The 26585-nt window shown below is 70.7% G+C and carries 20 protein-coding genes, 1 tRNA gene and 1 other RNA gene; 4 read left to right on the top strand and 18 right to left on the bottom strand.

What is annotated here, in order from left to right:
* Nucleotides 1-199: 199 nt before the first annotated feature.
* The 4 genes from O7626_RS02940 to O7626_RS02925 all read right to left on the bottom strand — a co-directional run bounded on the left by O7626_RS02940 (nt 200) and on the right by O7626_RS02925 (nt 2932).
* Nucleotides 200-1333, bottom strand: coding sequence for a tyrosine-type recombinase/integrase (locus tag O7626_RS02940; protein WP_278058978.1), 1134 nt, complete (start codon nt 1331-1333; stop codon nt 200-202).
* A gap of 689 nt (nt 1334-2022) precedes the next feature.
* Nucleotides 2023-2098 (bottom strand) — tRNA-Ala (locus O7626_RS02935).
* 94 nt (nt 2099-2192) lie between these two features.
* A complete protein-coding gene (locus O7626_RS02930) occupies nt 2193-2783 on the bottom strand; it encodes a YqgE/AlgH family protein (protein WP_278066040.1) in 591 nt (196 codons plus the stop codon).
* Nucleotides 2784-2794: 11 nt separating this feature from the next.
* A complete protein-coding gene (locus O7626_RS02925; RefSeq protein ID WP_278058976.1) occupies nt 2795-2932 on the bottom strand; it encodes a hypothetical protein in 138 nt (45 codons plus the stop codon).
* A gap of 115 nt (nt 2933-3047) precedes the next feature.
* On the opposite strand from O7626_RS02925, the gene O7626_RS02920 reads away from it, so the two are divergent.
* Nucleotides 3048-3851, top strand: coding sequence for an S-methyl-5'-thioadenosine phosphorylase (locus tag O7626_RS02920; protein WP_278058974.1), 804 nt, complete (start codon nt 3048-3050; stop codon nt 3849-3851).
* 153 nt (nt 3852-4004) lie between these two features.
* Here the strand turns inward: O7626_RS02920 and O7626_RS02915 are convergent, their stop codons facing one another.
* The 9 genes from O7626_RS02915 to pruA all read right to left on the bottom strand — a co-directional run bounded on the left by O7626_RS02915 (nt 4005) and on the right by pruA (nt 13096).
* Nucleotides 4005-4442, bottom strand: a complete 438-nt coding sequence (locus O7626_RS02915) for a hypothetical protein (protein WP_278058972.1) — start codon at nt 4440-4442, stop codon at nt 4005-4007.
* A gap of 227 nt (nt 4443-4669) precedes the next feature.
* Nucleotides 4670-5045: a transfer-messenger RNA gene (gene ssrA, locus O7626_RS02910) on the bottom strand.
* A 246-nt stretch (nt 5046-5291) separates the two neighbouring features.
* The gene (gene smpB / locus O7626_RS02905; RefSeq protein ID WP_278058970.1) at nt 5292-5777 is read right to left on the bottom strand and encodes an SsrA-binding protein SmpB; all 486 of its coding nucleotides are present in this window, start codon (nt 5775-5777) and stop codon (nt 5292-5294) included.
* 190 nt (nt 5778-5967) lie between these two features.
* Nucleotides 5968-6843: a permease-like cell division protein FtsX gene (gene ftsX, locus O7626_RS02900; RefSeq protein WP_278058968.1), complete on the bottom strand. Its 876-nt coding sequence runs from the start codon at nt 6841-6843 to the stop codon at nt 5968-5970.
* Nucleotides 6844-6946: 103 nt separating this feature from the next.
* On the bottom strand, nt 6947-7627 hold the full coding sequence (ftsE, locus tag O7626_RS02895) for a cell division ATP-binding protein FtsE (RefSeq protein ID WP_278058966.1): 681 nt from the start codon (nt 7625-7627) through the stop codon (nt 6947-6949).
* Nucleotides 7628-7791: 164 nt separating this feature from the next.
* Entirely contained in the window at nt 7792-8913 is a 1122-nt protein-coding gene (gene prfB, locus O7626_RS02890) for a peptide chain release factor 2 (RefSeq protein ID WP_278058964.1), read from the bottom strand.
* A gap of 255 nt (nt 8914-9168) precedes the next feature.
* Nucleotides 9169-9681, bottom strand: coding sequence for a PadR family transcriptional regulator (locus O7626_RS02885; protein ID WP_278058962.1), 513 nt, complete (start codon nt 9679-9681; stop codon nt 9169-9171).
* A gap of 253 nt (nt 9682-9934) precedes the next feature.
* A complete protein-coding gene (locus O7626_RS02880; protein ID WP_278058960.1) occupies nt 9935-11185 on the bottom strand; it encodes a serine/threonine-protein kinase in 1251 nt (416 codons plus the stop codon).
* Nucleotides 11186-11467: 282 nt separating this feature from the next.
* Complete coding sequence (gene pruA / locus O7626_RS02875) at nt 11468-13096, bottom strand: L-glutamate gamma-semialdehyde dehydrogenase (RefSeq protein WP_278058958.1); 1629 nt, start codon at nt 13094-13096, stop codon at nt 11468-11470.
* 157 nt (nt 13097-13253) lie between these two features.
* Here pruA and O7626_RS02870 point away from each other — a divergent pair, with 157 nt between their 5' ends.
* Together O7626_RS02870 and O7626_RS02865 are read left to right on the top strand one after the other, a co-directional pair.
* Entirely contained in the window at nt 13254-13412 is a 159-nt protein-coding gene (locus tag O7626_RS02870; protein ID WP_278058956.1) for a hypothetical protein, read from the top strand.
* A 129-nt stretch (nt 13413-13541) separates the two neighbouring features.
* Nucleotides 13542-14759, top strand: a complete 1218-nt coding sequence (locus tag O7626_RS02865; protein ID WP_278058955.1) for a hypothetical protein — start codon at nt 13542-13544, stop codon at nt 14757-14759.
* A 128-nt stretch (nt 14760-14887) separates the two neighbouring features.
* Here the strand turns inward: O7626_RS02865 and O7626_RS02860 are convergent, their stop codons facing one another.
* From O7626_RS02860 to O7626_RS02845, 4 genes are all read right to left on the bottom strand, one after another.
* A complete protein-coding gene (locus O7626_RS02860; protein WP_278058953.1) occupies nt 14888-16000 on the bottom strand; it encodes a Dyp-type peroxidase in 1113 nt (370 codons plus the stop codon).
* 11 nt (nt 16001-16011) lie between these two features.
* A complete protein-coding gene (locus O7626_RS02855; RefSeq protein WP_278058951.1) occupies nt 16012-17274 on the bottom strand; it encodes a S8 family peptidase in 1263 nt (420 codons plus the stop codon).
* A gap of 28 nt (nt 17275-17302) precedes the next feature.
* Complete coding sequence (locus tag O7626_RS02850; RefSeq protein ID WP_278058949.1) at nt 17303-17722, bottom strand: hypothetical protein; 420 nt, start codon at nt 17720-17722, stop codon at nt 17303-17305.
* Between the two features lie 90 nt (nt 17723-17812).
* A complete protein-coding gene (locus O7626_RS02845) occupies nt 17813-25162 on the bottom strand; it encodes an RHS repeat-associated core domain-containing protein (protein WP_278058948.1) in 7350 nt (2449 codons plus the stop codon).
* 408 nt (nt 25163-25570) lie between these two features.
* Here O7626_RS02845 and O7626_RS02840 point away from each other — a divergent pair, with 408 nt between their 5' ends.
* Nucleotides 25571-25876 carry a hypothetical protein gene (locus O7626_RS02840; protein WP_278058946.1) on the top strand — a complete coding sequence of 102 codons (306 nt, stop codon included), beginning with the start codon at nt 25571-25573 and terminating at the stop codon, nt 25874-25876.
* Between the two features lie 114 nt (nt 25877-25990).
* Here O7626_RS02840 and O7626_RS02835 read toward each other — a convergent pair whose 3' ends face one another.
* Nucleotides 25991-26503, bottom strand: a complete 513-nt coding sequence (locus tag O7626_RS02835; protein WP_278058944.1) for a hypothetical protein — start codon at nt 26501-26503, stop codon at nt 25991-25993.
* Nucleotides 26504-26585: the final 82 nt, after the last annotated feature.

Below are 26585 nucleotides of genomic sequence, written 5' to 3'. Positions count from 1 at the left end.
GACGCAGCAGGTCTGCTAGATCAAGTCACCGCTCCAGTGACGCCTCCCGAGAGGATGATGGCAGAAGACAAGTGGGGCGGCGAGTTAGCAAGCAGGGCGGGTTCCCGAAGTCTCGGGAACCCGCCCTGCGCCCGGCTGGGAGCACCGCTCAGGAGCAGCAGGTCCCAAGCCAGAGCTGATCTCTAGACCTGATCACCGATCATGCCGCTTCACCCAGGATGGTCTGTTCCATGATCTTCGCCGCCGCGCGTTCCGCCTCCGGCAATACGTGGGTGTACCACTCCTGCGTGGTCCGCGACTGCGCGTGTCCCAGGCGACGCTGCATCGCGTGCTGAGGGATCCCGTTATCGGCTCCAACCGTCGCCGACGAGTGCCGACCGTCATGAAGCGCGATCACCGGTACCCCAGCCTGGATGCAGAGGGCCCGGAACCGGTCGGTGAAGTACTTCGGGTGGTAGGGCGAGCCGTCCTCCTTGCAGAAGACGTAGCCCCTCTGCTTGTAGAGCACGCCCACCTCGGCCATCTCCTTCTCCTGGCGGCGAAGGTGTTCCGAGAGCACCTTCGTTATCGCGGCGCCGATAGCGATCGAACGCTTGCTCTTGCCCTTGGGCTCCTTCTCGATCACGCCGCCCTCCACCTCGCCGCTAGCCACCGCGCGCTGCCAGTGGACGTAGATCACTCCACTCTCCAGGTCGAGCTTCGGCCACTTCAGTCCGGCCAGTTCGCCGCGGCGCATGGCGCACACCACGACGAGCACCCACGCGGCGTACAGGCGGTCGTTCGCCGCAGCGGTAAGGAACTTGGTGCACTGTTTGGCCGTCCAGATGCCCTTGCGGCCCCGGTCTTCGCGCTCAGAGGGCTGGGGTTGGCGCACCCCTTCGATCACGATGCCGAGATCTTGGAGCGCCTTCTTGAGGGTGCGGTGGACGTGCCGGACCGTCTCCGCCGACAATCCGGTACCCTTCCTGCCCCCCTTCTTGAGCAAGTGACGGTAAAGGTCATTAATGGCCCTTTTGTCGAGGTCGTAGAGCTGTAGAGCGCCCAGCCGAGGGATGATGTACTTCATGATCGCGTTGCGATAGTTGCCGAGAGTCGTGGCAGCCACGTCCAGCTCACGCTCCTCCAGCCAGTGCACCAGCTCGGCAGCGACGGTTCCGTCCGCCGCCAGTTCGGTCTTGCCGAACTGCTTGACAGCCAGCCCTTCTTCGCGGATGGCCTGCTTCTCGTCCTTGAACCCACGGCGCTTCATCTGCTTACGCTTGCCGTCCTCGCCCCTGGGAAGGTCGATGACGAAGTACCAGTTGCGCCGCTTGGGATCGAAGTGAACTGCCATGTTCTTATCCCCCTCAGCTCACGCCACGTTCACGAGGGCAGCAACAGCACCAGGCGAGAAGACCTCGAATGGAACGGTGGTTACGCCTGCCGAGGTGAAGGCGGAGCTGGAGTACCGGAACTGCGCCACCGGAGGCAGCGCGCCTGCCGGAACTGCCGATCCCTCGGCAGCGCGCGGGCTGGCCGCACATGGGGTCGTAGAGTTGTGCATGGATTGGACCTCCTACGTCCGATCTAGGCCCCGGGCTTGTGGTGGAGTCACGTGCTCGGGGCCGCCTTGGTGTTGCAGCCATCTCGTCGCACCTCGGCACGGTGATCTCCCCCGCCGATGCTGATCGGCGCGGGTTATCGGCGGCGCTACGGATAAGCGCTCAGCCACACCCGTGCAGGGTTACGGAAGTTGCGGCACCGCCATGGAGTGAGCCCAACCGCAGTGGGCTCCTGGCGTTACCGGAGTGCGTCCAGCCGCAAGGCGACCAAGACGCAAGCCCGCCCGATAGCTCGACCCCGGGCATGCACAAACGTGGATTGAGGGGCTACGAGACTCCCTCGCCCCTTGGTCACAGAGGACCTTCATCTGTGCCTCCCGTGGTCACACGCGACGACTGCGAGGACCACGGTAACGGATCTCTGTGACCACGGCGGTGACCACAAGATCATCGCCGTACTTCTATATCACCAGGTCAATCCTGGTGGAGCCGAGGGGACTCGAACCCCTGACCCCCACACTGCCAGTGTGGTGCGCTACCAGCTGCGCCACGGCCCCTTGTTCCACTGCCTGCCCGGTCTCCCGGGCACCCGCGCAATAGTACACACCCGCTCGCCCCCGGTCATCCAAGGGGGCACCGTGCCGCCGGGGGTCAGTTCAGCAGTACGTCCGGCGGGAAGTGGGCCACCGCGGCCATGATCCCGCCCTGTCGGCGCAGCACCATCGGCCACAGGTCGTCAGGGCGCTCCATGAACGCGTCGCCGGGAAGCGCGTCCAGGACGAACCAGGAGCCTCGGGCCACCTCCTCCTCCACCTGCCCCGGTGACCAGCCCGAGTAGCCGGCGAAGACCCGGATCCCGGTGACCGCCTCCCGCAGCCGGTCCGGGTCGACCGAGAGGTCCACGGTGCCGACCGCCCCGGTGACCTGGTGGATGCCCTTCACCCGCTGGTTCGGGGTACGCATCCGGGCCAGGCAGATCGCCGACTCCGGCTGCACCGGACCGCCCTCGAAGAGCACCGCCGGGTCCCGGGCCAGCCCGCCCCAGGCGCCGAGCACCTCGGAGACCGGCACCTCGGTGGCCCGGTTGAGCACCACGCCGAGGGCGCCGCCGGCCTCGTGGGCGACCAGCAGCACCACGGTCCGGTCGAAGTTGGGGTCCTTCAGCGCAGGGGTCGCGACCAGCAACTGCCCGGTCATCGACTCCATCGACCGTCCCCCGATCGCCTGCCCCTCGCCGAACACGCCTGCCACCGTTACTCGGCCGGGCAGAGGACCAGGAACCGCTCCCCGGGCCGCCGCCGTGTCTTGTCGTCGGTCACCCCGACCCGGCCCTTCACCGGCCTCGCCGGATCCACAGGATCGATGGTGATCCTGCGCGCAGTAAACGCCATGCCACGCACCATAGCTTGCGGCACTGGTGCTGGTTAAGGTCTGTAGGGCTAGTCCACAGAGCGCTTTGACGACAGTTGGCGAGCCGGACGAGAGCTGAGCAGGAGAGGCGGGGGCATGGGTCCTCAGGCGGAACTCGCGGTGATCGGCGGATCCGGGCTCTACGCGCTGCTGGAAGATGCCACCGAACACCGCCTCGAGACGCCGTACGGGCCGCCGTCCGATCCGGTCACCGTGGCCCGGGTCGCCGGTCGGACCGTCGCCTTCCTGCCCCGGCACGGACGGGACCACCGGTTCCCGCCGCATCTGATCCCGTACCGGGCGAACCTGTGGGCGTTGCGGTCGCTCGGGGTACGCCAGATCCTGGCTCCGTGCGCGGTCGGCGGGCTGCGACCGGAACTCGGTCCGGGGACGTTCGTGGTCCCGGATCAGCTCGTCGACCGGACGAGTGGCCGGGCGCAGACCTACTACGACAAGGGTGCGGTGCACGTCTCGTTCGCCGACCCGTACTGCCCGAGGGGGCGGGAGACGGTGCTGGCCGCGACCGCCGCGCACGGGATCGAGGCGCACGACGGCGGCACGATGGTGGTGGTGGAGGGACCGAGGTTCTCCACCCGGGCGGAGTCCCGCTGGTATTCCGCGATCGGCGGCGCGGTCATCAACATGACCGGACACCCCGAGGCGGTACTCGCCCGCGAGCTGGCGCTCTGCTACACCGCTGTGGCACTGGTCACCGATCTCGACGCCGGAGTGGAGGGCGGGCACGCGGTGACCCAGGAGGAGGTGTTCCGGGTGTTCGGCGAGAACACCGCGCGGCTGCGCGAGGTGTTGCTCGACGCGCTCGGCCGGCTCTCCACCGACCGCGACTGCCCGTGCCCGCACAGCCTCGACGGCATCAAGCTGCCATTCGAACTGCCCTGAGCACCCGCAGCGCCCGGCGACCCGGCGTCCCGGCACCGTCCGGCGTCCCGGCACCGTCCGGCGTCCCGGCACCGTCCGGCGTCCCGGCACCGTCCGGCGTCCCGGCACCGTCCGGCGTCCCGGCACCGTCCGGCGTCCCGGTCGCCCCGTCGCTCAGGTTTCCCCGCCGATGTCCGTCTGGTATGCCTCGTAGACCAGGTCGGCGCCGCGCTGCCGGTGCCGGTGCAGCTCCCGGAGCAGGTCGGTGGCCCGGTTCCGGAGTTCGGTCACGCTGACCTCGGGCAGGTCCACCCGGCGTTGCAGGGCGGCCATCGTGTCCACCACGGCCGCGTGTTCCCGGAGCAGCACGTGTACGCCCCGGGCGAGTCGTGGCGCGTGGTCCAGCAGTTCGGCGTAGAGCCCGTCCGGCCCCTCGGTGCTGACCATGTGCTCGACGAAGGCGCCGCGCAGCCCGCCGAGGCTGGACCGGATCCGGGGCCGCCAGCCGGGATCCCGGGCCGACGCGGCGAGCGCCTGCGCCAGGACGTGGATCTCGCCCGCAGGCGCCGGTACGCAGCTCGGTAGCTGCTGCTGGTTCGGGTCGGTCGGCATGACCACCTCCCGCTGAGCGGCACCTACCGGACGTAATCCTGATGGTGCGGCCGGCCGCGTACCGGTGTCGACCCCTCCGGCCTGTCTCATCTGCCCATCCGGCCCCACTGGGCGCATCGGCCCCAGCGGCACCGATCGTCGCAGCCGGCCCGGGCCCCGGGGCGCGACCGGCGCTGCGGACAGTTGCGCCCCGGTCCGTCCGGACCGGGGCGCAGCCGTTGTCGTTGTCGTGGAGGTGCCGGGAATCGAACCCGGGTCCTTCGTCGCCTTACCAGGGCTTCTCCGAGCGCAGCTCGCTGTGCCTCTACTCGGCCCCTCCGATCACGCGAGCGAGTCGGTGTGACGGGCCCAGTCGCTGATTAATCTCGCCGCACGGACCCCGCGACCGGGTCCGGTTGGCCAGCCTCCTAGCTGATGCCGGCTAACTGGGTCGAAGGCACTCCCAGGCCGACAGACTTGCTACCCGCCTCAGGCGGCGAGAGCGAAGTCAGCGCGATTCTGCTTGGCGCTTATTGGTTTCCGACGAACGATTCTCGAGACGACGTCGGCTTCCTCGGCTCGCTTCCCCTGCCGCAACGTACGAAGTCGAAACCAGTCACCCCCTGTGTCCGACCGGTGCGCGTGCGCACGCCGGTGGAGTTTCTCGGCACCGCCGGTCGGCGGTCCACCCCAAGCCTAACGCCTCACCCCGCCGACTTCATTCCAGATACCGGCCCGCCACACCGGTCGAACCGGACGCCACGCCGGTAACGTGCGTCACAGCAGCCCCGGGGCGAGTCGGCATCCCAGGAGATCAGTCCGACGAATCAGGACGTCAGGACAACATCCGGACCAGGTAACCTCAGGACGTCAGCGACGGTAGGACATCCCCTTGCCGCGCCGGCCGGCGACCCGGGAGATCTCCCGGTCCGCGTCCCGCTTGGCCAGGTCCTGCCGCTTGTCGTACGACTTCTTGCCCTTGGCCAGGCCGATCTCGACCTTGGCCCAGCCGTCGGAGAAGTACACCGAGAGCGGCACCAGGGTCAGTCCGCTCTCCTTCAGCTTGCCGATCAGCCGGCTGATCTCCTGGCGGTTCAGCAGCAGCTTGCGGGTGCGCCGGGGTTCGTGGTTCGTCCACGTCCCCTGGGCGTACTCCGGGATGTGCATGCCGTGCAGGTAGATCTCGCCGTCCCGTTCCTGGGCGAAGGCGTCGACCAGGGACGCCCGGCCGGCGCGCAGCGACTTGACCTCGGTGCCGGTCAGCGCCATGCCCGCCTCGTAGGTGTCGAGGATGGCGTAGTCGTGCCGCGCCTTGCGGTTGGAGGCGACGACCTTCCGCCCCTGCTCCCGTGGCATCGGCGCCACACCCCTTTCCTCGTCGCACCCGTCCGTGCCCGGGCCGTCGTGCCCGTGCACAACCGCGCAATGCTACCTCGCGGCACAGGGCCCCTGGCTCGCGCTTTTCCACGCGTACCAGGGGCCCTGTGGTCGATCGTTCGACGGCCGCGACGGCGGCTGCGGAGAACTACACCCTCGGGTGAGGGAACTAGACCCGCAGGTAGAACCGGAGCGTCACCCAGGCGGTGACCGCGCTGACCAGGCCGCCGACCCCGGCCATGAACGGGAACATCAGCAGCACCGTGCTCCACTCGATCGGGGTGAGCAGGTCGGTCAGGTCCCGCAGCGAGCCGTCCAGCAGGAAGATCTTGCCCAGCACCAGGGCGCCGAACCCGATGATCGCGCCGAGCATGCCGGCGACCACCGCCTCCAGCACGAACGGTGCCTGGATGAACCAGTTGGAGGCGCCGACCAGCTTCATCACCGCGACCTCACGGCGCTTGCTGTACGCGGCCACCTGGATGGTGTTCGCGACCAGCAGCAGCGCGGCGATGGCCATCACCGAGGCGGAGACGAGTGCCATGTTCTGGATCGCGCCGAGGATGTTGAAGATCTGTTCGAGCAGCCGGCGCTGGTCGATGATGTCGTCGATCCCCTCGCGGCCCTTGTAGGTGTCGAAGATCTTCTGATACTGCTCCGGGTCGACCAGGTTGACCCGGAACGACTCGGGGAGCTTGTCCGCCTGCACCGCCTTGACCAGGTCCGGCGAGTCCGCGAAGAGCTTCTGGAAGCGCTCGTACGCCTCCTGCTTGGACTCGTACTTGACCTCCCGGACGAGCGGGTCGCCCTCCAGGTCGGTCTGCAACTGGGTGCGCTGCTCCTCGGTCACGCCCGCGACGAGGAAGATCGAGACCTCGATGTCCTTGTAGTACGCGTCTTTCATCGCGTCGACCTGGAGGTACATCAGGCCGCTGGCACCGAGCATGGTCAGTGAGACCGCCATCGTGATGATCATCGCGATGGTCATGGTCACGTTGCGCCACAGCCCGACCAACACCTCGGACAGGACGTATTTCAAGCGCATCGGGGGGTTCCTTCCGGATCTCCGCAGGAGTCGTTCGTCGTCGAGTCAGGGCCGGTGCCGGGCCGGACCGGGGGCTGGTCGGCGCCGGCACTGCGGGGCGTGGTCAGCCGTAGACGCCCCGGGCCTGGTCACGCACGATGCGACCGCTCTCGATCTCGACGACGCGACGGCGCATCTGGTTGACGATGTTGGAGTCGTGGGTGACCATCACGACCGTGGTGCCGGTGCGGTTGATCCGGTCCAGCAGACGCATGATCTCGATCGACGTGTCCGGGTCGAGGTTTCCGGTGGGCTCGTCGGCCAGCAGGATCAGCGGCCGGTTGACGAACGCCCGGGCCACCGCGACGCGCTGCTGCTCACCGCCGGAGAGTTCGTGCGGGTAGCGGTGCTCCTTGCCGCCGAGCCCAACCAGCTCCAGCACCTCGGGGACGACCCGGCGGGCGACCGCCTTGGTCTTGCCGATGACCTCGAGGGCGAACGCGACGTTCTCGTACGCGGTGCGGTTGGGCAGCAGTCGGAAGTCCTGGAAGACGCAGCCGATCGAGCGCCGGAAGTGTGGGATCTTCCAGGAGCGCATCGAGGTGACGTCCTTGTTGTTGACCATCACGCGACCCTTGTTCGGGGTCACCTCGTGCAGCAGCAGCTTGATGATCGTCGACTTGCCGGAACCGGAGGGACCGATGAAGAAGACGAACTCACCCTTCTCGATCGAGACCGACACGCTGTCGAGCGATGGCCGGGACGCCTTCGGGTACGTCTTCGTCACTTGCTCAAGCTGAATCACGGGTGGTGAGTCTACGCGTCGTAACGAAAAGGCCAAGCCCGGAGCCCGGCCTGTCCGGGCGACATTTGTCGTGAAGCTGCGCTGCGTCCGGCGTCCCTCACGCCCCGCACATGGAAACCATCACCGCTGTCGACGCACCGCAGCGACGCGGACGCGAGCCGTGTTCACGCGGCGTCACCGGCAAGCTGTCGCTGCTTCCGCCACCGGATGCCGGCCTCGATAAACCCGTCCAATTCACCGTCGAACACCGAGGACGGGTTCCCGGTCTCCTGCTCGGTACGCAGATCCTTCACCATCTGATACGGGTGCAGGACGTACGAGCGCATCTGGTCGCCCCACGACCCGGCGGCGTCGGTCTTCAGGCCCTCCAGTTTGGCCTGCTCCTCCTGCCGCTTGCGCTCCAGCAGCCGGGCCTGGAGCACGCGCAGCGCGGACGCCTTGTTCTGGAGCTGGGACTTCTCGTTCTGGCAGGTGACCACGATCCCGGTCGGGACGTGTGTGATCCGCACCGCCGAGTCGGTGGTGTTCACGCTCTGCCCACCAGGACCTGACGAACGGTAGACGTCGACCCGCAGCTCGTTTTCCGGAATGTCGATATGGTCCGTCTGCTCGGTCACCGGCAGCACCTCGACCCCGGCGAAACTGGTCTGCCGGCGACCCTGGTTGTCGAACGGACTGATCCGGACCAGTCGGTGCGTGCCGGCCTCCACGCTCAGTGTGCCGTAGGCGTACGGGACCTTGACCGCGAAGGTGGCCGACTTCAGGCCCGCCTCCTCGGCGTACGACGTCTCGTAGACCTCGGTCGGGTAGCCGTGCCGCTCGGCCCAGCGCAGGTACATCCGCAGCAGCATCTCGGCGAAGTCTGCCGCGTCCACCCCGCCGGCACCCGCGCGGATCGCCACCAGCGCCTCCCGGGAGTCGTACTCCCCGGACAGCAGGGTACGAACCTCCATCTCCTGGATGGCCTTGCGCAGCCCGCCGATCTCCGTCTCGACCTCGCCGAGCACGCCCGCGTCGCTCTCCGCCTCGGCGAGTTCCAGCAGCACCCGGGCGTCGTCGAGCCGACCGCGCAGGCTCTCCAGCTTGCCGATCTCTCCGTTGACGTACGAGAGCTTGGAGGTCACATCCTGGGCTCGGGCCTGGTCGTCCCACAGGTCCGGCGCGGAGGCCGCTTCCTCCAGCTCTGCCTTCGACCGGCGCAGCCGATCGACATCGAGGACGGCCTCGATGTTGCGGAGCGTGGCGTCAAGATCCTTGAGCTGGTCGGCGTACTCGGCAGCGGTCACGACAGTCAAGAGTACTGGTCGTCCGCGGGACCGGGTCGTCGCCGGCCGCCAAGCGCCCCGGCGCGTCCACCGTCGTCGCCGAACCGGTCCGCCGACGTGCCGGCGCGGCACGGAATCGACACCGGGCCGAGCCGGGCCGAGACGCGGGCCGGACCGGGCCGAAGCGCTGGCCGAGCCGGGCCGAGACGCGGGCCGGACCGGGCCCAAGCGCGGGTGGGACGAGCTGTCGCTGGTGGGTCGGTCGGGCCAGCCGGCTCAGACCGGCGCCGTCTTCAGCCAGGACAGCGCCGCCTTGTGGTACGCGACCGCGAACTCCAGGGCGGCGGCTCCGTACGAGTCACCGGCCTTCTTGGCGTCCCGGGCCTGCTCCCGAGCGGCCGCGAGCGCCTCGGTGTGGTATTCGTTCGCGCTGCTCACCAGGTTGCGCAACTGGGTGGCCGAGTGCTGCGGACCGAACGCCACCCGGAGGGCGGTCGGATTGCGTACCGTGTCCCGCCCCGGCATCTCGGTGAGCCAGCGGGAGAACGTCCGCTTCCCGGCCGCCGTGATCGCGTACGGCTGGCTGGACCGGGGGCCGGGCTTGCCGAGCCGGACCAGTCCCTGCTCGGCCAGTGCCGGCAACTCCCGGTAGACCTGGCTCCGGGTCATCGACCAGTACGGCGCCAGGCGCCGCTCGGCGGCGGCCATCAACTGGCCGCCGGTCTTCGGTCCTTCGTGGAGCAGCCCGAGCAGGGCTGCCGCGGTGGGATTGATAGCAACATCCGCCATGGCCTCCACGCTGCCACTTTGCTGGCGCCGCGTCCAGGATTTGCCACTATCCGCCGGTTGTTGTCTCCATTGTGCACTGTTCTGGGACGACAGTCGGATGAGGACGATCGATGGAAGGGGGCTCGGCGGGCACGGCGGAGCCGACCGTCGGCGGGGAGACCAATGACCGTCGGCGCCCGCACGGCCACCGTCGGCAGCCGACAGCGCCCGGCACGGGCGACGTCACTTGGGGAGGCTAGTCAAGTTTCACCGTTTATGTGGGCTTTTGCCGGAAACCTGCTCCGCCCCCGCCCAGCGCCCCGGCATCCGCCGCCACCGTACCCAGGAACGCGGCGGCGACGATCGCGCGGGCGCCGGCCAGCACCGTCGCCTCGCCCCGCCGGTGCTGGTGGTGACCTCGGGGCGGCGGCGCGGGTGGGTCGGGCGGTGCGCCGCTGTCGGTCGAGCCGGACCAGCGCCCGGGACCATCCACCGGAGCCGAGGACCGACCGACCGGGGTTGAGGAACGACCGACCGGGGTTGAGGGACGGCCCACCCAGGCCGAGCGGCGACCCACCCGGCCCGAGGCGCGAGCGGCCGAGGTCGAGGACTGACCCGACGGGGCCGAGGGGCGAGGGACCGGCGCGCGCCCGGTGGCGGTGCCGGTCGACCGGGGCCACCAGGTGACCAGGTCGGCGGTGGGCCGGGGCAGCGCGGTCAGCCCGTCCACGGCCGACTCCATCCCGCGCAGCCGGGCGGCGGCCCGGATCGCGTCGGGGCGGTCTGCCGGGTCGGCCGTCAGGCAGTCCTCCACGAACTGCCAGACCACCGGCGGCAGTCCGGGCGGCGGCACCGGCCGGCAGGTCCGGTGCCGGTTGAGTACCTCGGCCGGCGACCCGCCCCGGTACGGGCTCAGCCCGCTGACCAGCTCGAAGAGCAGGATGCCGAGCGCGTACACGTCACTGGCCGGGGTGGGTGCCCCGCCGGCCGCCACCTCCGGGGCGACGTACTCGGGAGTTGCCTGGGTCTCCGGCCAGGACGGCCCGGCGCCCACCCGACGGGCGGCGCCGAAGTCGACGAGCCGGACCAGGCCGCCGTCCGCCGGCACGACGAGATTGCCCGGCTTCACGTCACCGTGCACGATGTCCCGGCCGTGCAGGTAGGCCAGCGCACCGGCGAGCTGCGCGGTCACCTCGGCCGCGATCGCCGGCGGGACCGGCCCGGTGCGGCGCAGCCGCCGCCGCAGGTCCTCCCCCTCGACCAGTTCCATCACCAGGGCCCGCTCCCGCCCCTGCCCGAGTACGTCGCGGGCGGGTACCAGGCAGGGGTGGTGGAGGCCGGCGACCAGTTGCGTCTCGGTGACGAACGCGGCCACCAGGTCCGGTCTGGTGGCCGCGTGCGGGCGCAGCATCTTGACCGCCACCGGTACGCCGTCGCGCAGGTCGACGGCCCGCCAGACGATTCCGGTCGCGCCGGAGGCGACCTCCCGGACGAGCCGGTACCGGCCGGCAAGCACCCGATCCATCACGTGCCCTCCCCTGACCCCGGGTCGCCGCCCGTCCCACCGACGCTGGTTGACGGATGGTCACCTTCCGCTGTCTGGAAGTGACGCTAGGGCGAACGGACCGGGCCGGGCGCCGGCCGGGACCGGGCTGGCACGAACCCGGGACGCCGGCCGGAACCGCTCGGCACGAACCCGGGACACGCGACCGGCCCGCTGACGCGGAGGCGGGACACGCGACCGGCCCCGCTGGCGCGGAGGCGGCGCGCAGGCGGGAGGCGGAGGCGGAGGCGGAGGCGGAGGCGGTCAGCCCATGTGCGGGTAGCGGTGGTCGGTCGGCGGGGCGAAGGTCTCCTTCACCGTGCGCGGCGACATCCACCGGGCCAGGTTGTGCCACGAGCCGGCCTTGTCGTTGGTACCGCTGGCCCGGGCGCCGCCGAACGGCTGCTGCCCCACCACCGCACCGGTCGGCTTGTCGTTGACATAGAAGTTGCCGGCCGCGTACCGCAGGGTGTGCGCGGCCCAGTCGATCACCCGGCGGTCGGTGGCGAAGATCGAGCCGGTCAGGGCGTACGGCGCGACCGACTCGGCCTGCCGAACGGTCTCCTCGAACTGCGCGTCCTCGTAGACGTGCACCCCGAGGATCGGCCCGAAGTACTCGGTGGTGAAGGACTTGTGCCCCGGGTCGGTGCACTCGAAGAGGGTCGGCCGGACGAACCAGCCCACCGAGTCGTCGGCGGTGCCGCCCGCCAGGATCCGGCAGGCGGAGTCACCGGAGATCATCTCGAGTGCGCCGGTGTGCCGGGCGAACGCCTTGGCGTCGATCACCGCACCGCCGAAGTTGCCGAAGTCGGCGACGTCGCCGTACGCCAGACCGTCGGCGGTGGCGGCCAGCCGGTCCCGCAGCCCGCCCTCCCAGAGCGAGCGGGGCACGTACGCCCGGGACGCGGCCGAGCACTTCTGCCCCTGGTACTCGTACGCCCCGCGGACCAGCGCGGTGTGCAGCGCGTCGGCGTCGGCGCTCGGGTGCGCGACGACGAAGTCCTTGCCGCCGGTCTCGCCGACCAGCCGGGGGTAACCCCGGTAGTTCGCGATGTTCTCGCCGACGCCCTGCCACAGCTTCTGGAACACCTTCGTCGAGCCGGTGAAGTGGATGCCGGCCAGGTCAGGGTCGGCGAGGGCAACCTCGGAGACCGCGATGCCGTCCCCGGTGACCATGTTGATCACGCCGGGCGGCAGGCCGGCAGCCTCGAAGAGCCGCATCGTGAAGTGCGCCGCGAACTGCTGGGTCGGCGCCGGCTTCCAGACCACGGTGTTGCCGACCAGCGCGGGTGCGGCCGGCAGGTTGCCGGCGATCGCGGTGAAGTTGAACGGCGTGACCGCGTAGACGAAGCCCTCCAACGGCCGATGGTCGAACCGGTTCCACACCCCACTCGACGACAGCGGCTGCTCGGCCAGGAGCTTGCGGGCGAAGGCGACGTTGAAGCGCAGGAAGTCGATCAGCTCACAGGCGGAGTCGATCTCGGCCTGGATCGCTGTCTTGGACTGGCCGAGCATGGTCGCCGCGTTCAGGGTGTCCCGCCACGGTCCGGCGAGCAGGTCGGCGGCCCGGAGGAAGACGGCAGCCCGCTCTGCAAAGGACAAATCACGCCACATCGGGGCGGCTTGCTTGGCGGCCGTCACCGCTGCCTGCGCATCCGCGTTGGTTGCGTTGTGGGTGACCCCCAGCACATGCTGGTGCCGGTGCGGCGCTACGACGTCGATCGCGGCACCCGCGCCCATCCGTTGCGTACCGCCGATGGTCATCGGCAGTTCGAGCCGCTCGGCGGCCAGCTCGCCGAGCCGGCGTTGCAGGCTGGTTCGCTCGGCACTGCCGGGCGCGTAGTCGCGGACCGGCTCGTTGCGCGGCTCGGGTACGGAGAGAACGGCGTCCATGGGATTCTCCTGGGCGATCTCGACAGCGACGGCGAAACCGGACCCGCCGGTGCCGACCGGTCGGCCGGGCACCTCGACCCCGAGCCCGGGCTGTACCGGGAGTGCGAGGGCGGGACCTGCGCCAATCCTTGCATGGTCGGCACCGCCGGCTCCCCGCATGGTGGACAGCGCCGACCCGCCGACGCCGGGCAACACCCACCCGCCGGCGCTGGTCGTGCGCGGTGTCCGCGACACCGGCCCGCCGGCGCTGGTCGTGCACGGCGCCAGGCCGCTGGCGCTGGTCGCGCGCGACATCCGCGGTACTCCGTCCAGGTGAGCGCGGCACCGCCCCGGCCGGTCCGGCACCGGGGCACCACCCCGACCGGCCCGCGTACGCTGAGGGACCGGCGGCCCGGCCACACCGGCACAGCCCCGTCGCCGCCGCCGGCCACCTGCTGAGGGGGAGATGATGACAGACGAGTCCGGCCCCACCGCGACCTCGGCTCCCGACCAACCGGTCGAGCCGGAGGCGCCGGTGACGGCCACCCCGTCCCCGGTGCCGGCGCCCGGCGCGCTCGTCCTCGCCCTGCTCGCCCTCGGCTGGCTGGCCGCGATGCTCTGGTCGGCCAAGGCCGAGATCTCCTCGGCCGGGTTGAGCAGCATGGCGATCACCCTGGCCGCGTACTCGCTGCCGGGGCTGATCTCGGCGAGCCTGGTGGCCGGTGCGGCCGTCAGCCTGGTCCTGGGCAACCTGATGACCCGGCTCGGGATCTGGCGCAGTACCCCCCGGTTTCTCGTCTCGCTTGTCGCCGGTCTCGCCACCGGTTTCCTCGCCGCGCTGGTGGTGACCCTCAGCTACGGCGAGGGCTCGGCGATCATGGTCCTGGCCGGTACGGCGGCTGCTGCCGCCACGGTCGGCGGGATCATCGGCGGCCTGCGCGGCACCCTGGTGGTGGCCGCCGTGGTCGCCGCCGGGTTGGCCGTCTTCGCGGTCGGCTTCGCCCTGAACTACTTCAAGGATCCGCTGCTCGAACTCTACGGCTTCGGCGAGACCCAGGTGTCGCAGGTCACCGCCGCCCGCTGGTTCGCCCGGACCGTCTCGGTGACCAGCGCGCTGGCGGCCGGGCTGCTGGTCTTCGGCTACCTACGGGCGGCCGGGCGGCGGGCCGTCGAGCGGGGCACCGGCGCGGTGCCGACGCTGCGCTGGCCGGCGTACCTGATCGCGGGTGCCGGGCCGGGACTGCTGCTGCTCGTCACCGAGATCCTCGTCCGGACCGCCGGTGCCGAGGTGATCAGACTGGCCGGCGCGATCAGCGAGGCCGACCAGATCGTGCAGAGCGATTTCGGCAACTCCCGGGTCAACCACCTGCTGTTGGTGCTCTTCGGTGGTGCGCTCACCGCGATCATCGCCTTCGGCCGTACACTCCGGCCGGCCGGGGAGGCGACCTCGCCGCCCTCCGACCCCCGGAACCCGGACCGCGACGACGCCGAGGGCAACGGGCCGGAAGACGGCGCCCGGGACGGCACCGGGACCGAAGCCCCGGACGACGCGGCCGCCAGGTCGGCGGCAGACGGACCGGCGCCGGCCACGGACGACGACACCGGAGCCGGCACGGACACCCGGGCCGACACCGGGCAGGAACATCAGCCTGCGGACCGTCCCGAGCCGGTCGCCGGCCGCTGATCCCGCCCGGCTCCCGACCCGGGTCAGCTCGCCCCGGTCAGCACGCCGCCACCCTGGACACCAGACCACCCCGGACACCAGACCACCCCGGACACCAGACCACCCCGGACACCAGGCCGACCCGGAGATCAGGCCGACTCGATCATCGTGCGGCCCAGGTAGTCCCCTTCGCCGGTGCCACCGGGCAGCAGGAAGTAGTAGCCGCCGCCGAACGGCAGGGTGTAGCGCTCCAGGGCCTCGCCGGCAAGCCGGCGCTGGATGGTGGCGAAGCCCCGCTCCACGTCCCGCTGGAAACAGACGAAGATCTGCCCGACGTCCTCGCCACCCGCGCCCCGGCCGGTACGCCGGTACGAGTAGCCGCGCCGCAGGATCCGGTGCCGCTCACTCTCCGGGGTACGCGGGTTCGCCCGGCGGATGTGCGCGTCAAGTGAGATCAGCCGGCCGTCCGGGTCCGCCGCGTAGTCGGGCTCGTCCGCCTCGTGGTGCCGGCCGAGCGGCGCACCGCCGATCTTCGCCCGGCCGAAGACCCGTTCCTGATCGGCGACCGGCTCGGCTTCCCAGGTCGGCATCGCCAGTCGGATCAGCCGGACCACCTGGTAACTGCCGCCGACGCACCAGGTCGGCTCGTCGTCGCCCGGCCCCACCCAGACCAGCCGGTCCATCAGTTCCTGGTCCGTCGGGTCGGGGTTGCCGGCACCCTCCCGGAAGCCGAACAGGTTGCGCACCCCGGACCCGCCCGGCGGGTGGAAGCCCTCGATCCGCCAGCGTTCGCGCAACCCGGGAACCGGTCGGCCGAGCAGCATGGCCGGCGGCTCCGGGTCGTCCGCCGAGACCTGCACCAGCAGGTCGCCGTGGCACCAGTCCGGGTCGAGCAGGTCGGCCCGGAACGCCGGCATCGGGGTGAGCAGCCGGGGTGCCGTCAGCCCGTACCGGCGGTCGAAGAGAGAGGCGCCCACCGCGACGGTCGCCGCCGCATCGCCAAGCCGGGCGGTGACGGCCCGCAGCGCCGAGGCCAGCCCCGCCCGGTCCACCGCCTCGACGTCGTACGCGACCAGCAGCGTGGTGGCCGGCGCCGGCCGGACGATCTCGGTCTGCCGGGCAGGTGCCGCCACGGGAGTACCGGCGGGCGGCGGCGCCGGGTCCGTACCGTGATCGCCACAGCCGGCCGCACCGGTCAGTCCGGCCGCGCCGACGGCGCTGAGGAAGGCCCGCCGGCTGACCGCCTCGGGACGACGGTTCACGGGACCGCGGTTCACAGGACCGGGCGGGCCGGCGGGTCGACGACCTCGGGAGCGTAGAGGAACCGGTTCGGCGAACCGCGCAGACTGGCCGGGCTGATCGCCCCCGGTGTCGACCGGCCCACCAGTACCGCCGCCACCTGGGCCGGTGTCGCCGCGGGATACTCGGAGAGCACCAGCGCGGCGGCACCGGCGACGTGCGGCGCGGCCATCGAGGTGCCGCGGAGCACCCGGGAGGCGAGATCGGTGGCGTTGTGCGCCGAGCGGATGCTCTCCCCCGGTGCGAAGAGGTCCACGCAGCTACCCCAGTTGGAGCCGGGCTGGTCGCCGCCCCAACCGGTCGCCCGGTCGCCGTTGGGGTTGCTCGCCGCCACCGTGATCGCGGCCGGCGCCCCGGCCGGACTGTAGACGCAGGAGTCCTGGTCCCAGTTGCCCGCCGCCACGACGTAGGTCACGCCGGACGCGATGGAGGCCGTGACCGCATCGTCCAGCGGCTGGTATTCCCGGCTGCCGAGGCTCATGTTCGCCACGGCGGGGCGCTGCGCGTGCTGGGTGACCCAGTCGACCCCGGCGAGGATCTGGCTCATCAGCCCGAGGTTGTTGCAGGCCAGCACGCGCACCGAGACCAGCGAGACCCGGTTGGCCAGCCCGTATGTGGCACCGCCGATGGTGCCGGCAACGTGCGTGCCGTGGCCCTGCTCGTTGCAGTCCTGACCGTTCCAGCCGTCGCCGATCGCGTCGAACCCGGCACTGGCCCGGCCGCCGAACTGGCCGTGGCTGGTCCGGATCCCGGTGTCCAGCACGTACGCCGTCACCCCGGCCCCGGCGCTGGCCGGATAGGCGTAGGCGTCGTCGAGCACCGACGAGCGCTGGTCGACCCGGTCGAGGTTCCACAGTGGGTACCACCGGGTGTCCTGGCCGTGCACCAGCACGTCGGCGTCGACCCGGGCGACCTGCGGATCGGCGGCCAGCCGCCGGGCCTGCGCCTCGGTCGCGGTCAGCACGAAACCGTGCAGCGCCTTCTGGTACGTCCGCTCCACCTTGCCGCCGTACCGGCTCGCCACCGTGCCGGCGGTGGACTGGATCGACACCCCGGCCGGTCCCTTCAGCGTCACGATGTAGCGGCCCGGCACCACCGTCGCGTTCACCGGCACCTGGACCGGCCCCTCGGCCGGCGACGCGGCCCACGCCACCTCGGCGCCGCCGAACAACGCCATCGCCGTCACACCGGCGAGCGCTGCCGCCAGCAACCGCCGTCCCCCGTCGGCTACGTCCACTGCGCGTCTCCTCACGCTCGCCGGTCGCTCAGGCGTTCTGGGTCACATTCCATATCTGAAAACGAAGTCTGGTCGGACGAGTTTCTTCGTCACCGGAAATCCGCACCCGCGACGAGCCGGGGTGGTCTGTTGTTATCTTCAATCTCACGTCCTCGACCGGGTCGTGCAGGACGAACTGTCCCTGGAGTGAGTCGATGATCCCGTCGAAAATGGTGACATCGAGTGATAGTTCCGGAGAGTCATCCTCGTAGAGGTCGACCTCGACTGGCCCATCTACCGGATGTTGAACGCAGATATAGATAGAATCGGCGACCGCGTGGATCAGGGTATCCCACTTGTAATCAGCGTGGGTGTCGGTCGAGTTCACGTCACGAAAGACAAGAAGCCCGTTGCCCACGAATGCGCAGAAGGAACCGAGGAACTCTTCATCATCCTCGTCCTGATACATACCCGACACCTCCTCTTCGAATGGCGGGCGGCGACAACGGGGCACACCACGGATGGGGTCGAGATGTCGAGCAACCATCCACAGCCACTGTCAAACTGGCGGAAAGTTGTAGTGCCCCTGAGTGAGTTGCCTCATGATGCCGCCCTGTTGCGGCTGACATCCGGACCGCCCACACTGCGGATATCCCGTTCCGCGGTACGGCTTGGCAGGGTCGACGGCCGCGACCGGGGGCTGGTGGTCGAAGATCCACTGGCCGTTCCTGGTCGCCGGCGTCGCCCGCCCGCAGGTGTGACACCCGTATGCAATGCCGTTGATTTGGTTATCCGCCCACTCGGGGTCACTTCTCGTCACCTTCCGCTTGGTGGTGGCAACACCTTCCCTGGCGTACGGACCAGCCCCCAGCGTCTGCCGACATATGTCTTCCTCGTCGATGTTGTGGACGAGGACGGGTTCGCTGCCGGCGAGCACATAGTACGTGTGCAGGTCGTCCACGGTGAGGTTGTGAACCCGCTGCACCGCGCTCCGCTGCGCCGCCGAGACGACCTGGACGTACGTCCCGGCGGCGGTGCGGAGCAGGTCACCGGCCTTGAGTTCCTTGGCGTCCCGCCACTGCCGTGGGCCGGCCACCCAGAACGGGTGCTCGTCGGTGGCGGTCACCCGACCGTCCGGGACGCCGTCGCCGTCGTTGTCGATCGCAACGTCGACAAGTTGTTTCCGGCCCTCGCCGACTATTGTCGCGGTGACCTCCCGGTTGCCGGTCCGGCCGGTTTCCGGGTCGGTCGCCAGCACCATGTCACCGACCTCGACGTCGGCGATCCGCCGCTGCGAGCCGTCCGCCATCCGCACCGGCGTCTCCGGGGTAAAGCTGTTGGGGCGGCAGCTCCTGCCACCGGCCCGTGCCGGCTTGGTGCCCATCGGGTCGGTAAGCGCGGTCGGGTGGTTGAAGACGTAGGCGTACGGGTTCGCGTCGCCGGAGGCGATGCCGATCGGGTCCTCGCTGATGAACCGTTGCAGGGTCGGGCTGTAGTAGCGGTTCCGGTAGTAGTAGAGCCCGGTGCCGTCGTCCTCCCGGCCGGTGTACCGGTACGGGTTGCCGCCGTCGTCGCCGGTGACGGCCGTCGCGCCGAACGGCTCGTACGCGTACGTCGCACCGGCTCCGGCGTTGTCGACAAGCCCGAGAGTGCTGCCCAGCCCGTCGGTCAGGTAGCGCTTCGTCGTGCCGCCGGACTCGCGCAGTTGCCAGCCGTCCACCCCGGCGCTCGTGGTCGTCGCGGTTACCGCCCCGTCCACCTTCTCCTGCACCGGGTTCAGCCCGTCGTACAGGTAGTTGACCGTGGCGCCGTCGACGGTCCGGTCCAGCCTCCGGCCGTCGGTGGAGTAGCCGAAGCTGGCCGACAGCCCGGTCCGGGACAGCCCGGAGAGTTCACCCCGGGCGTTCCAGGTGTAGCTGGTGGTGCCGTCGAAGCTCAGGTTGCCGTCGGCGTCGTGCCGGATCGCGGTGCCGGCGAGCGTCTCGATCCGGTTCGCCGCGTCGTAGCTGGCCGGTCCGAACGGCGCCGGCAACTGCGTCCGGGAGTACGCCCCGGTGGTCCGGACCGGCTGGCCCGCCGAGTCGTACTCGTAACCGAGGTCGCCCAGGACCGTCGTGCCGGCCCGGTAGGTGATCAGCCTGACCTGGCCCGCGTCGGTGTAGGCGTAGGTCTGACTGACCCCGGAGCCCGGCGCGCCGACCCGCTCGGGGCGGCCGACGACGTCACGGCTCACGGCGGTCACCACGGTCCCGCCCTGCTGGATCTCGGCGAGCGCTCCGTTGGCGTCGTAGAGGTGCCGGGTCGGCGTCCGCCCGGCGATCGTCATGGTCCGGTCCCGGACCGTCGGGCTGTACTGGTACGACACCGTGCCGTGCGGGGTCGTCTCTCCGGAGACCCGGTCGAGGTCGTCGTAGTCGGTCACGGTGACCCCGGCCACCGAGTCCTCGGTACGCCGCAGCCGGTTGCCGGCGTCGTAGGTGTAGCCGACGGTGGCCTCGGCGCCGATCACCCTGGTCTTCAGCCGGTCCAACTCGTCGTGGTCGTGGTCGGTGAGGATGTCCCGGCGGCTGGTGTGCTTGTCCAGGTTGCCGTTGAGGTCGTACGTGAAGGACTCGGCCGCGCCCTTCGGATCGGTGATCGTCTCGACCCGGTCCATGTTGTCGTAGTCGAAGACTGTCGAACCCTGGCGCGGATCGACGATCTCCGTCTGGTTGCCGTTCGGGTCGAATTCGAAGCGGGTGGTGCGGCCCAGTGCGTCGGTCACCGAACGGAGCTGGTCGACGTTGTCGTAGCTGGTCTCGACGGCCGCGCCCCGGCCGTCCACGGTCCGGACCTGCCGGCCCAGGGCGTCGAATCCGGCCCGGCTGACCCGACCGAGCTGGTCGGTGAACCGCACCGGATCGGAGCCGACGTAGTCGATGGTCACCGATTTCGTGGCCGGATCGGTGATCTTGGTGACCTGCCCGCTGCCGTTGACCGTGTACGTCGTCTTGCGGTTCATCGGGTCGGTGACGCTCTTCAGCGCGCCGCGCGGATCGATCTCGTAGATCGTCGACTTGTCGTAGGAGTCGGTGCTCTTGGTCAGCTCGGCGTACGGGCCGTGGAACTCGAACGTCTCGGTGCGGGCCGCTGCCGTGTCGGCAAGTGTGACGACCCTGTCGACCTGGCCCCTGGCGTTGTAGCCGAAGGTGGTACGCCGGTTCAGCGCGTCGACGGTCGCCTTCCTGCGCACCCCGTCGGCCTCGTACTCGTGCGCGGTGGTCTGGGCCAGCGGGGTGCCGTACGCCCGGGTGTCGGTGAGCACCGAGCCCTGGGCGTTGAAGGTGAACCGCCGGACGTGCCCACGCGGGTCCGTCATCTTCGTCTCGGTGATCACGTTGTTCACGGCGGTGTAGTCGAACCGGGTGATGCCGCCGTCGGCCGCCTGCTGGGTGAAGACCCGGCCGGCGCTGTCGTACTCGTTGTCCAGGTAGGTGATCTCCCGGGGGTCGGTGATGGTGTCCAGTCGACCGCCGCTGTCCCAGGTGTACGCGGTGACGCCCTGCTCCGCGTTGGTCACGAAGCGCAGCCGGTTCGTGGAGTCGTACGTGTAGCCGACCTTGCGACCGAGGTTGTCCTCGATGCCGACCACCTTGGGCGGGCTGGCCGCGTCGTAGCTGAACTTGACCCAGCGGCCACTCGGCGAGGTGATCTGGGTGATCGCGCCGTTCTGCCGCACCTTGCCGTCGGTGCCCGGCGCGGCGGTGGCCCGGGTGATCGTGGTGGTGTTGCCGTACTTGTCGCGGATCTCCTGCACCGGCGCCTCGTCGCCGAGCACGTAGACGGTGCCGTCCCGCAGCTTGACGTCCCAGCCGTCGCCGTTCCAGGCCACAGTGGAGCCGGCGTACCTGGTCGGGGTCGGGTCGGCGGCGAAGACCGCCCCGGCGTAGTCGTTGCCCGGCGAGGTCCGCCGATAGTGGATCTTGCTGCCGTCCGGCTGGACGAAGTCGAACTGCTGGAAGTCGAAGTTGCCGATCTGCCCCGGCGACCACGGGAACATCCCGTAGTCGAAGTTCATCCCGACGCCGAAGGCGCGGACGTCCTGGTCGCCCTGCTGGTAGGTGCGCTTGATCTCGATCGGCATCACGTCGTCGACCACCAGGTCGACCTGCTCGTCCACCAGCAGGCCGGTGGCCGGGTCGACCGGGTCGGCGACCCGCGTCCCGTTGGCCCGGGGTGCCAGCGCCGGCGGGTTCATCCCGGGTACCGCGGTCATCGCCCCGGTCAGCCGGTAGAACCTGACCTCCGGGTCCGGGACGATCTGCCTGCCGTCGGCGGAGACCCGGCCCAGGCCGTAGACGTGCCAGCCCTTGCCGTCCGGGTCGTAGTTCCAGAACTGGGTCCGGGTGCCCGGCGCTTCCTTCGTGTAGTTCGGATAGATGATCCGGGCACCCTCCGGGAAGAGCACCCCGCCGCCCGGCTGCACCGTGAAGTAGACCGGGACCTTGGTCGGCGGCAGCGGGAACGGCGGCCGGTCGATCGGGATCGGGGTCAGGTTCAGCTCGGTGGCGACGTTCCCGTCGGCGTCCCGGATCACCGTGCCGGCCGGGACGTGCACCTCCAGCCCCGGGATCGCCCGGGTGGTGAGCACCACCTCCCGGGTGGTCGGGCTGGCCACCGACACCGTGCTCGCCGTGTCCAGCTTGGGCAGGAACATCGTGTACGGCAGCACCAGCACCTCGCCCCGGGTCAGCTCGACCCCGATGTCGAAGACGCCGTACCGGCGCTGCGCCGTGCTGGCCGAGCGGCCGTCGACGCGCAGCGACAGGTGCCCACCGGGTACGCCGGCCAGCGCGAACAGCCCGTCCGCGTCCGTGGTGGTCGACTTCCCGCCGCCGCTGACCGTCACCTTGGCCAGCGGCTGGTCGGCGGTGTCCAGCACCCGGCCGACCACCCCGGTCAGCCCGACCGGGAACTGGAGCGCACGTTCCCGGGTCGGCACCGGCTCACGACGGGTGGTCCAGTCCGCACCGCCGAGGTTCCGCTCGTCCGGCGCCCAGCCGGCGTCCACGCAGCCGGGGACCGTGTTCGGCGCCGGCTCCGGTTCCGGCTCGCCGGCCTGCTGGCCGGGTGCGGGAGCGGTCGGCGCGGTCACCCGGGCCGGCTCGGTGTCGCAGCCGGGCCGGACCGGCTCGGCCGGTTCCGCCCACTTCCGGCCGGTCGGGGCGGTCCGGGGTTTGACGGTGATGTCGAACTCGCCGGTGGCACCCTGCGGCGGGTCCATCACCAGGGTGTGCGTGCCGGTGGCGGTGAGGGTCGGCAGGAGCTCCCGGTCCCGGCTCATCCACCACCGGGTCGCCAGCGCCCGGCCGTCCGGGCCGTACAGGGCGAAGTAGAACCGGTTGTTGCCGGTCAGTGCCCAGCGGGTGACCTGGATGTCGAGCCGGTCGTTGGCGTTGCCGACGAAGGTGAGCCGGCCGTTCTGCGCCGGCCGGGGGATGGTCACCGTCAGCGCCGGGCCGCCGACCGTGGCGAGCCCGGCGTCCGACTCGGTGGAGAGATAGAGGGTGAGGTCCCCGGTCTCCCGGTTGAGCGCGCTGACCTCGATCCGGTGCTCGCCGGCCACGGTGAACGCCGGCAGGTCCTGGCCCCAGAGCGGGTCGACGGTGCCGCTCCAGAAGAAGCCGCCGGTCGGTGTCGTGACCCGGACGGAGAGGCCGGCGAGCGCGGTGCTGCTGCCCAGGCTCAACCGCTGCCCCACCTGCGCGTTGATCCGCCCGACCACCTTCTGGCCGGGCAGGTTGATCGGCGCCGGTATCGCGGTGTCCAGGGTGATCAGGCCGAGGTCGACCGGCTCGGCCGCGTACACGTGCACCGCGCCGGTGCCGGACGCCTCCGGGTCGACCTGCAACCGGTACCGGCCGGTGTCCGGCAGCGACGTCACGTCGATGGACCGGCCCGTGCCGAGGCTGACCAGGTTGCCGTTCGGCCGGTAGAGCCGGAGCGTCACCTCGCCCGGCACCGAGTTGTTGATCGTGCCGAGGGCCAGTGGCCGACCCTGCACACCGTCGACGTCCAGCCAGGCGTCCCGGCCCGGCCGGTCGATCGTCACCGTCTTGCGGGTGTTCACCGCGAGCGGGCCGCCCTCGATCGCGGTGGAGAGCCAGGTCCGGACCGTGCCGACCGCCTGCCAGCCGGTGATCAGCAGCGAGTGCTGGCCGTTCTTGCGCAGCGTCGGCAGGTTGCGCGCCTCCGGATAGCCGCCGCTGAGCAGCTCCCGCTGCACCTCGTCCGGCTCGATCAGCAGCGCACCCGGGTACGCCGGGCGGTCGTGCTGCTGGAGGGTGTTCTCCGAGTAGCCGAGTTGCAGCACCTGCCCGGTGGTGCCGGCGAACGGCAGCCGCACCGACTGGCCGGGCCGGTCGATCCGGATCCGGGCGTCGGCACCGTTGATCCCGAGCGTCGGCCCGTTGAGCACGGTCGACAGCCAGACCTTTCCGAAGCCCAGCTCGTTCGGGCCGAACGTGACGGCGAGCCGGTGCGTACCGGTGAGCGTCGCCTTGTAGATCATCGTCGGGATGTACTGGGAGAGCGGATAGTCCCAGGTCTGCGACCGGTTGTTCGGGTCGGTGATGGTGACCACGAACCGGTTGCCGGGCTCGCTCAACTCGGTGAGGCCGAGGCTCAGCCACTCCCCGGCGGTCGCGGTGAACGGGAAGACGGTCGTCTGCTGCGGCACCGTGATCTGGAACGGCACCCCGGCACCGTCCTTGGTCAGGGTGAGCCCGGCCAGCGTGTTCGAGACGGTGACCCGCAGGGTGCCGGCGGCGTCGTCGTTCGGCTTGATCACCATGGCGTACGTGCCGGTGGTGGGTAGCGCGGGCAGGTCCTGGGTGAGCCGGCCACCGGCCCAGACGTCGATCGGGTCGCCGAGCGAACCGCGCCCGAAGTTCCCGCCGTACGGGGTGAACAGCCAGAGCGCCGAGCGGACCGGCACGGTGTTGTTGTCGACCGTGACGTTGACCCGCTCACCGGCGGTACCGTCGAGCAGCAGCAGCGCGGCCTTGCCGGCCGGAACGGTGGCGGTGACCGCCGGCCGCCCGGCGGCGACGGTACCGGCGTACGCCAGGTTGCTCATCACGAATCCGCGCGGCGCGACCAGGAAGTCGGTGGGACTCTGCGCGGTGCCGCCGGGGGTGCGCACCGAGATCCGGCCGGACGACGCGGCCGCCGGGATCCGGACGGTCAGGCTGGTCGGCGTCGCCGCCTGCACCTGCGCGACGGTGCGGTGGAACATCACCACGTTGCGGGCCCGGTCCGGGTCGAAGCCGGTGCCGGTGACGGTGACAAGCTCGTTCCGGTTGCCCCGGTCGGTCGAGACGGCGGTGATGGTCGGCACCGGCGTGCCGGCCTGCACCCGGAACGGTCGTGGGCTCTGCGCCGAGCGGCCGTTCACGGCCACCTCGACGACCCCGTCGCCAACTCCGGCCGGCACCGCGACGGTGAGCCGGTTCGCGGTGGCGGCGGTGACCGGTGCCGCGATGCCGTCGACGGTCACCGTGTTGGTCGCGGCGGTGGCGGAGAAGCCGACGCCGCTGATCTCCACCGTGGTGCCCACCGGTCCGCGCTCGGGCACCAGCGCGAAGACGGCGAGCGCGTCGGCGGCTAGGCGCCTGGTCTCCAGCAGGTTCCCGGCCTCGTCGTACGAGTAGGTCGCCGCCCCGGTGGCCGGGTCGGCGACGCCGACGAGCTGCCCGGCTGCGTCGTAGAAGTGTTCCCGGGGACCGGCCGGAGCGGGTGCGGCAGCGGGTGCCGGCCGTTCGGCCCGCTCGACGGGCAGGTCCGGCCGCTTGGCCGCGGCCGTGCCGGCCGGTAGTCCGGCGGCGAGGACCAGTGCCGCGATCGACGTTCCGAGTAGGCGTCCGGGCATGCGGACAAGACGCTTCGCGCGCATTGATCCCCCCGTAGATCATCTGCGGTCGTCAGCCAGTCGATGCCGCAATCGCGTCGCGACATCGACGAAGCCGACTGTATTCGATGCGGACAGTGATCGGAACCCGTGCCCGTCAGGCGCGGCGGCACCCGCGCGCCGCGCCGGCACCGCCCGACGGCGGCCGGACCGGCCACACTCCCGACCAGCCGCACCGGCGCCCAGCAGCCACGACACGATCGCCCACAGTGGAGCGGAGGTAGCATCGAAGTACATCCGTCCGCAACAACGAATTAACAATGCCCGATTACCGACAACGGACGGCCAGCCACGTGCCGGACGGTCCGTCCAAGGCTGACGCCGCCAGCCCACCAGCGCCGACGGACCCGGCAGGCATAGACTGGGGTCGTGGTTACATTCCGCAGAACGGCTGCCGGCGCCCTCGCCGCGCTGGGACTCGCCCTGGCCCTGACCGGCTGTTCCGACACCGGTCCCGACCGTGACGACGTGGTGGCGAAGATCCGCACCGACCCGCGCATGGCGGGTAGCCCCGACCGGGCGGTCGACTGCCTTGCCGACTGGTACATGGACAACGCGACGGTCGAGCAGCGCGAGGCGTTCGTGGCCGGCGAGTCGGTGACGAATCCGGACGAGATCGCGGCGGTCGACGGCGCCGTGCTCAACTGTCTCAAGCTGGCGGCCGGCACACCCTGACCCGGCGCCCGCCCGCCACCGACAGGTACGCCGGGCCCCTGTGCCGGACCCGCCATGCCGGACCCGCCGGCCGGCCTCCGCCGGTCAGCCCTGGTCAGCCCTGATCAGCCCTGGTCAGCCGGTGGCGCCGGAGAGCGCGTCCAGCTCCGAGGGGTCGTACCACTCCAGCTCGTGGTCCTCGGCACCGTCCACGGTGAACTGCGCGTCCGGGTCGCCGGCCAGCGCCTGCTCGACCACCTCGACCGCGGCACCGACGTCCTCCGACGCGTCGACGCCGTCCACGTGGATCGCGGCGACGGCGTCGATCGCGATCCGCCCGCCGAGTCGTACCGCGCTGGAGCCGAGTTCGGGGTCGGGCCGGCGCACCGTCCCGGGCGGCAGGTCCACGGCGACCACCACCCGACGCCGGGGCGCCGCCGGATCGGCCTTGAGCAGCCGTAGCGCCTCCTGCGCGGCCCGGGTGAAGGCGACGTACTCCAGCTCCTCCTCGTCGCCCTCGGCGTACCACTCGCGCAGCTCGGGAGTGACCGCGTGGCCCTGGGCGGCCATGATCCAGCTCTCCTGGCGCAACTCGGCGAGCATCGGCAGGGTGGCCGGGACGTACACCCGGACGAGCTGCTCTGTCACCTCTAAAGTCTCCCCCGCTCGACGCCTGCCCGCGACGGCGCCCGGTCCGGGCGACGGCGTCGCGCCATCCACCCGCGACGGT

It is taken from the genome of Micromonospora sp. WMMD1102 (genome assembly GCF_029626265.1).
Taxonomy (GTDB): Bacteria; Actinomycetota; Actinomycetes; order Mycobacteriales; family Micromonosporaceae; genus Plantactinospora.
This window is presented reverse-complemented; position numbering and strand designations above follow the sequence as displayed.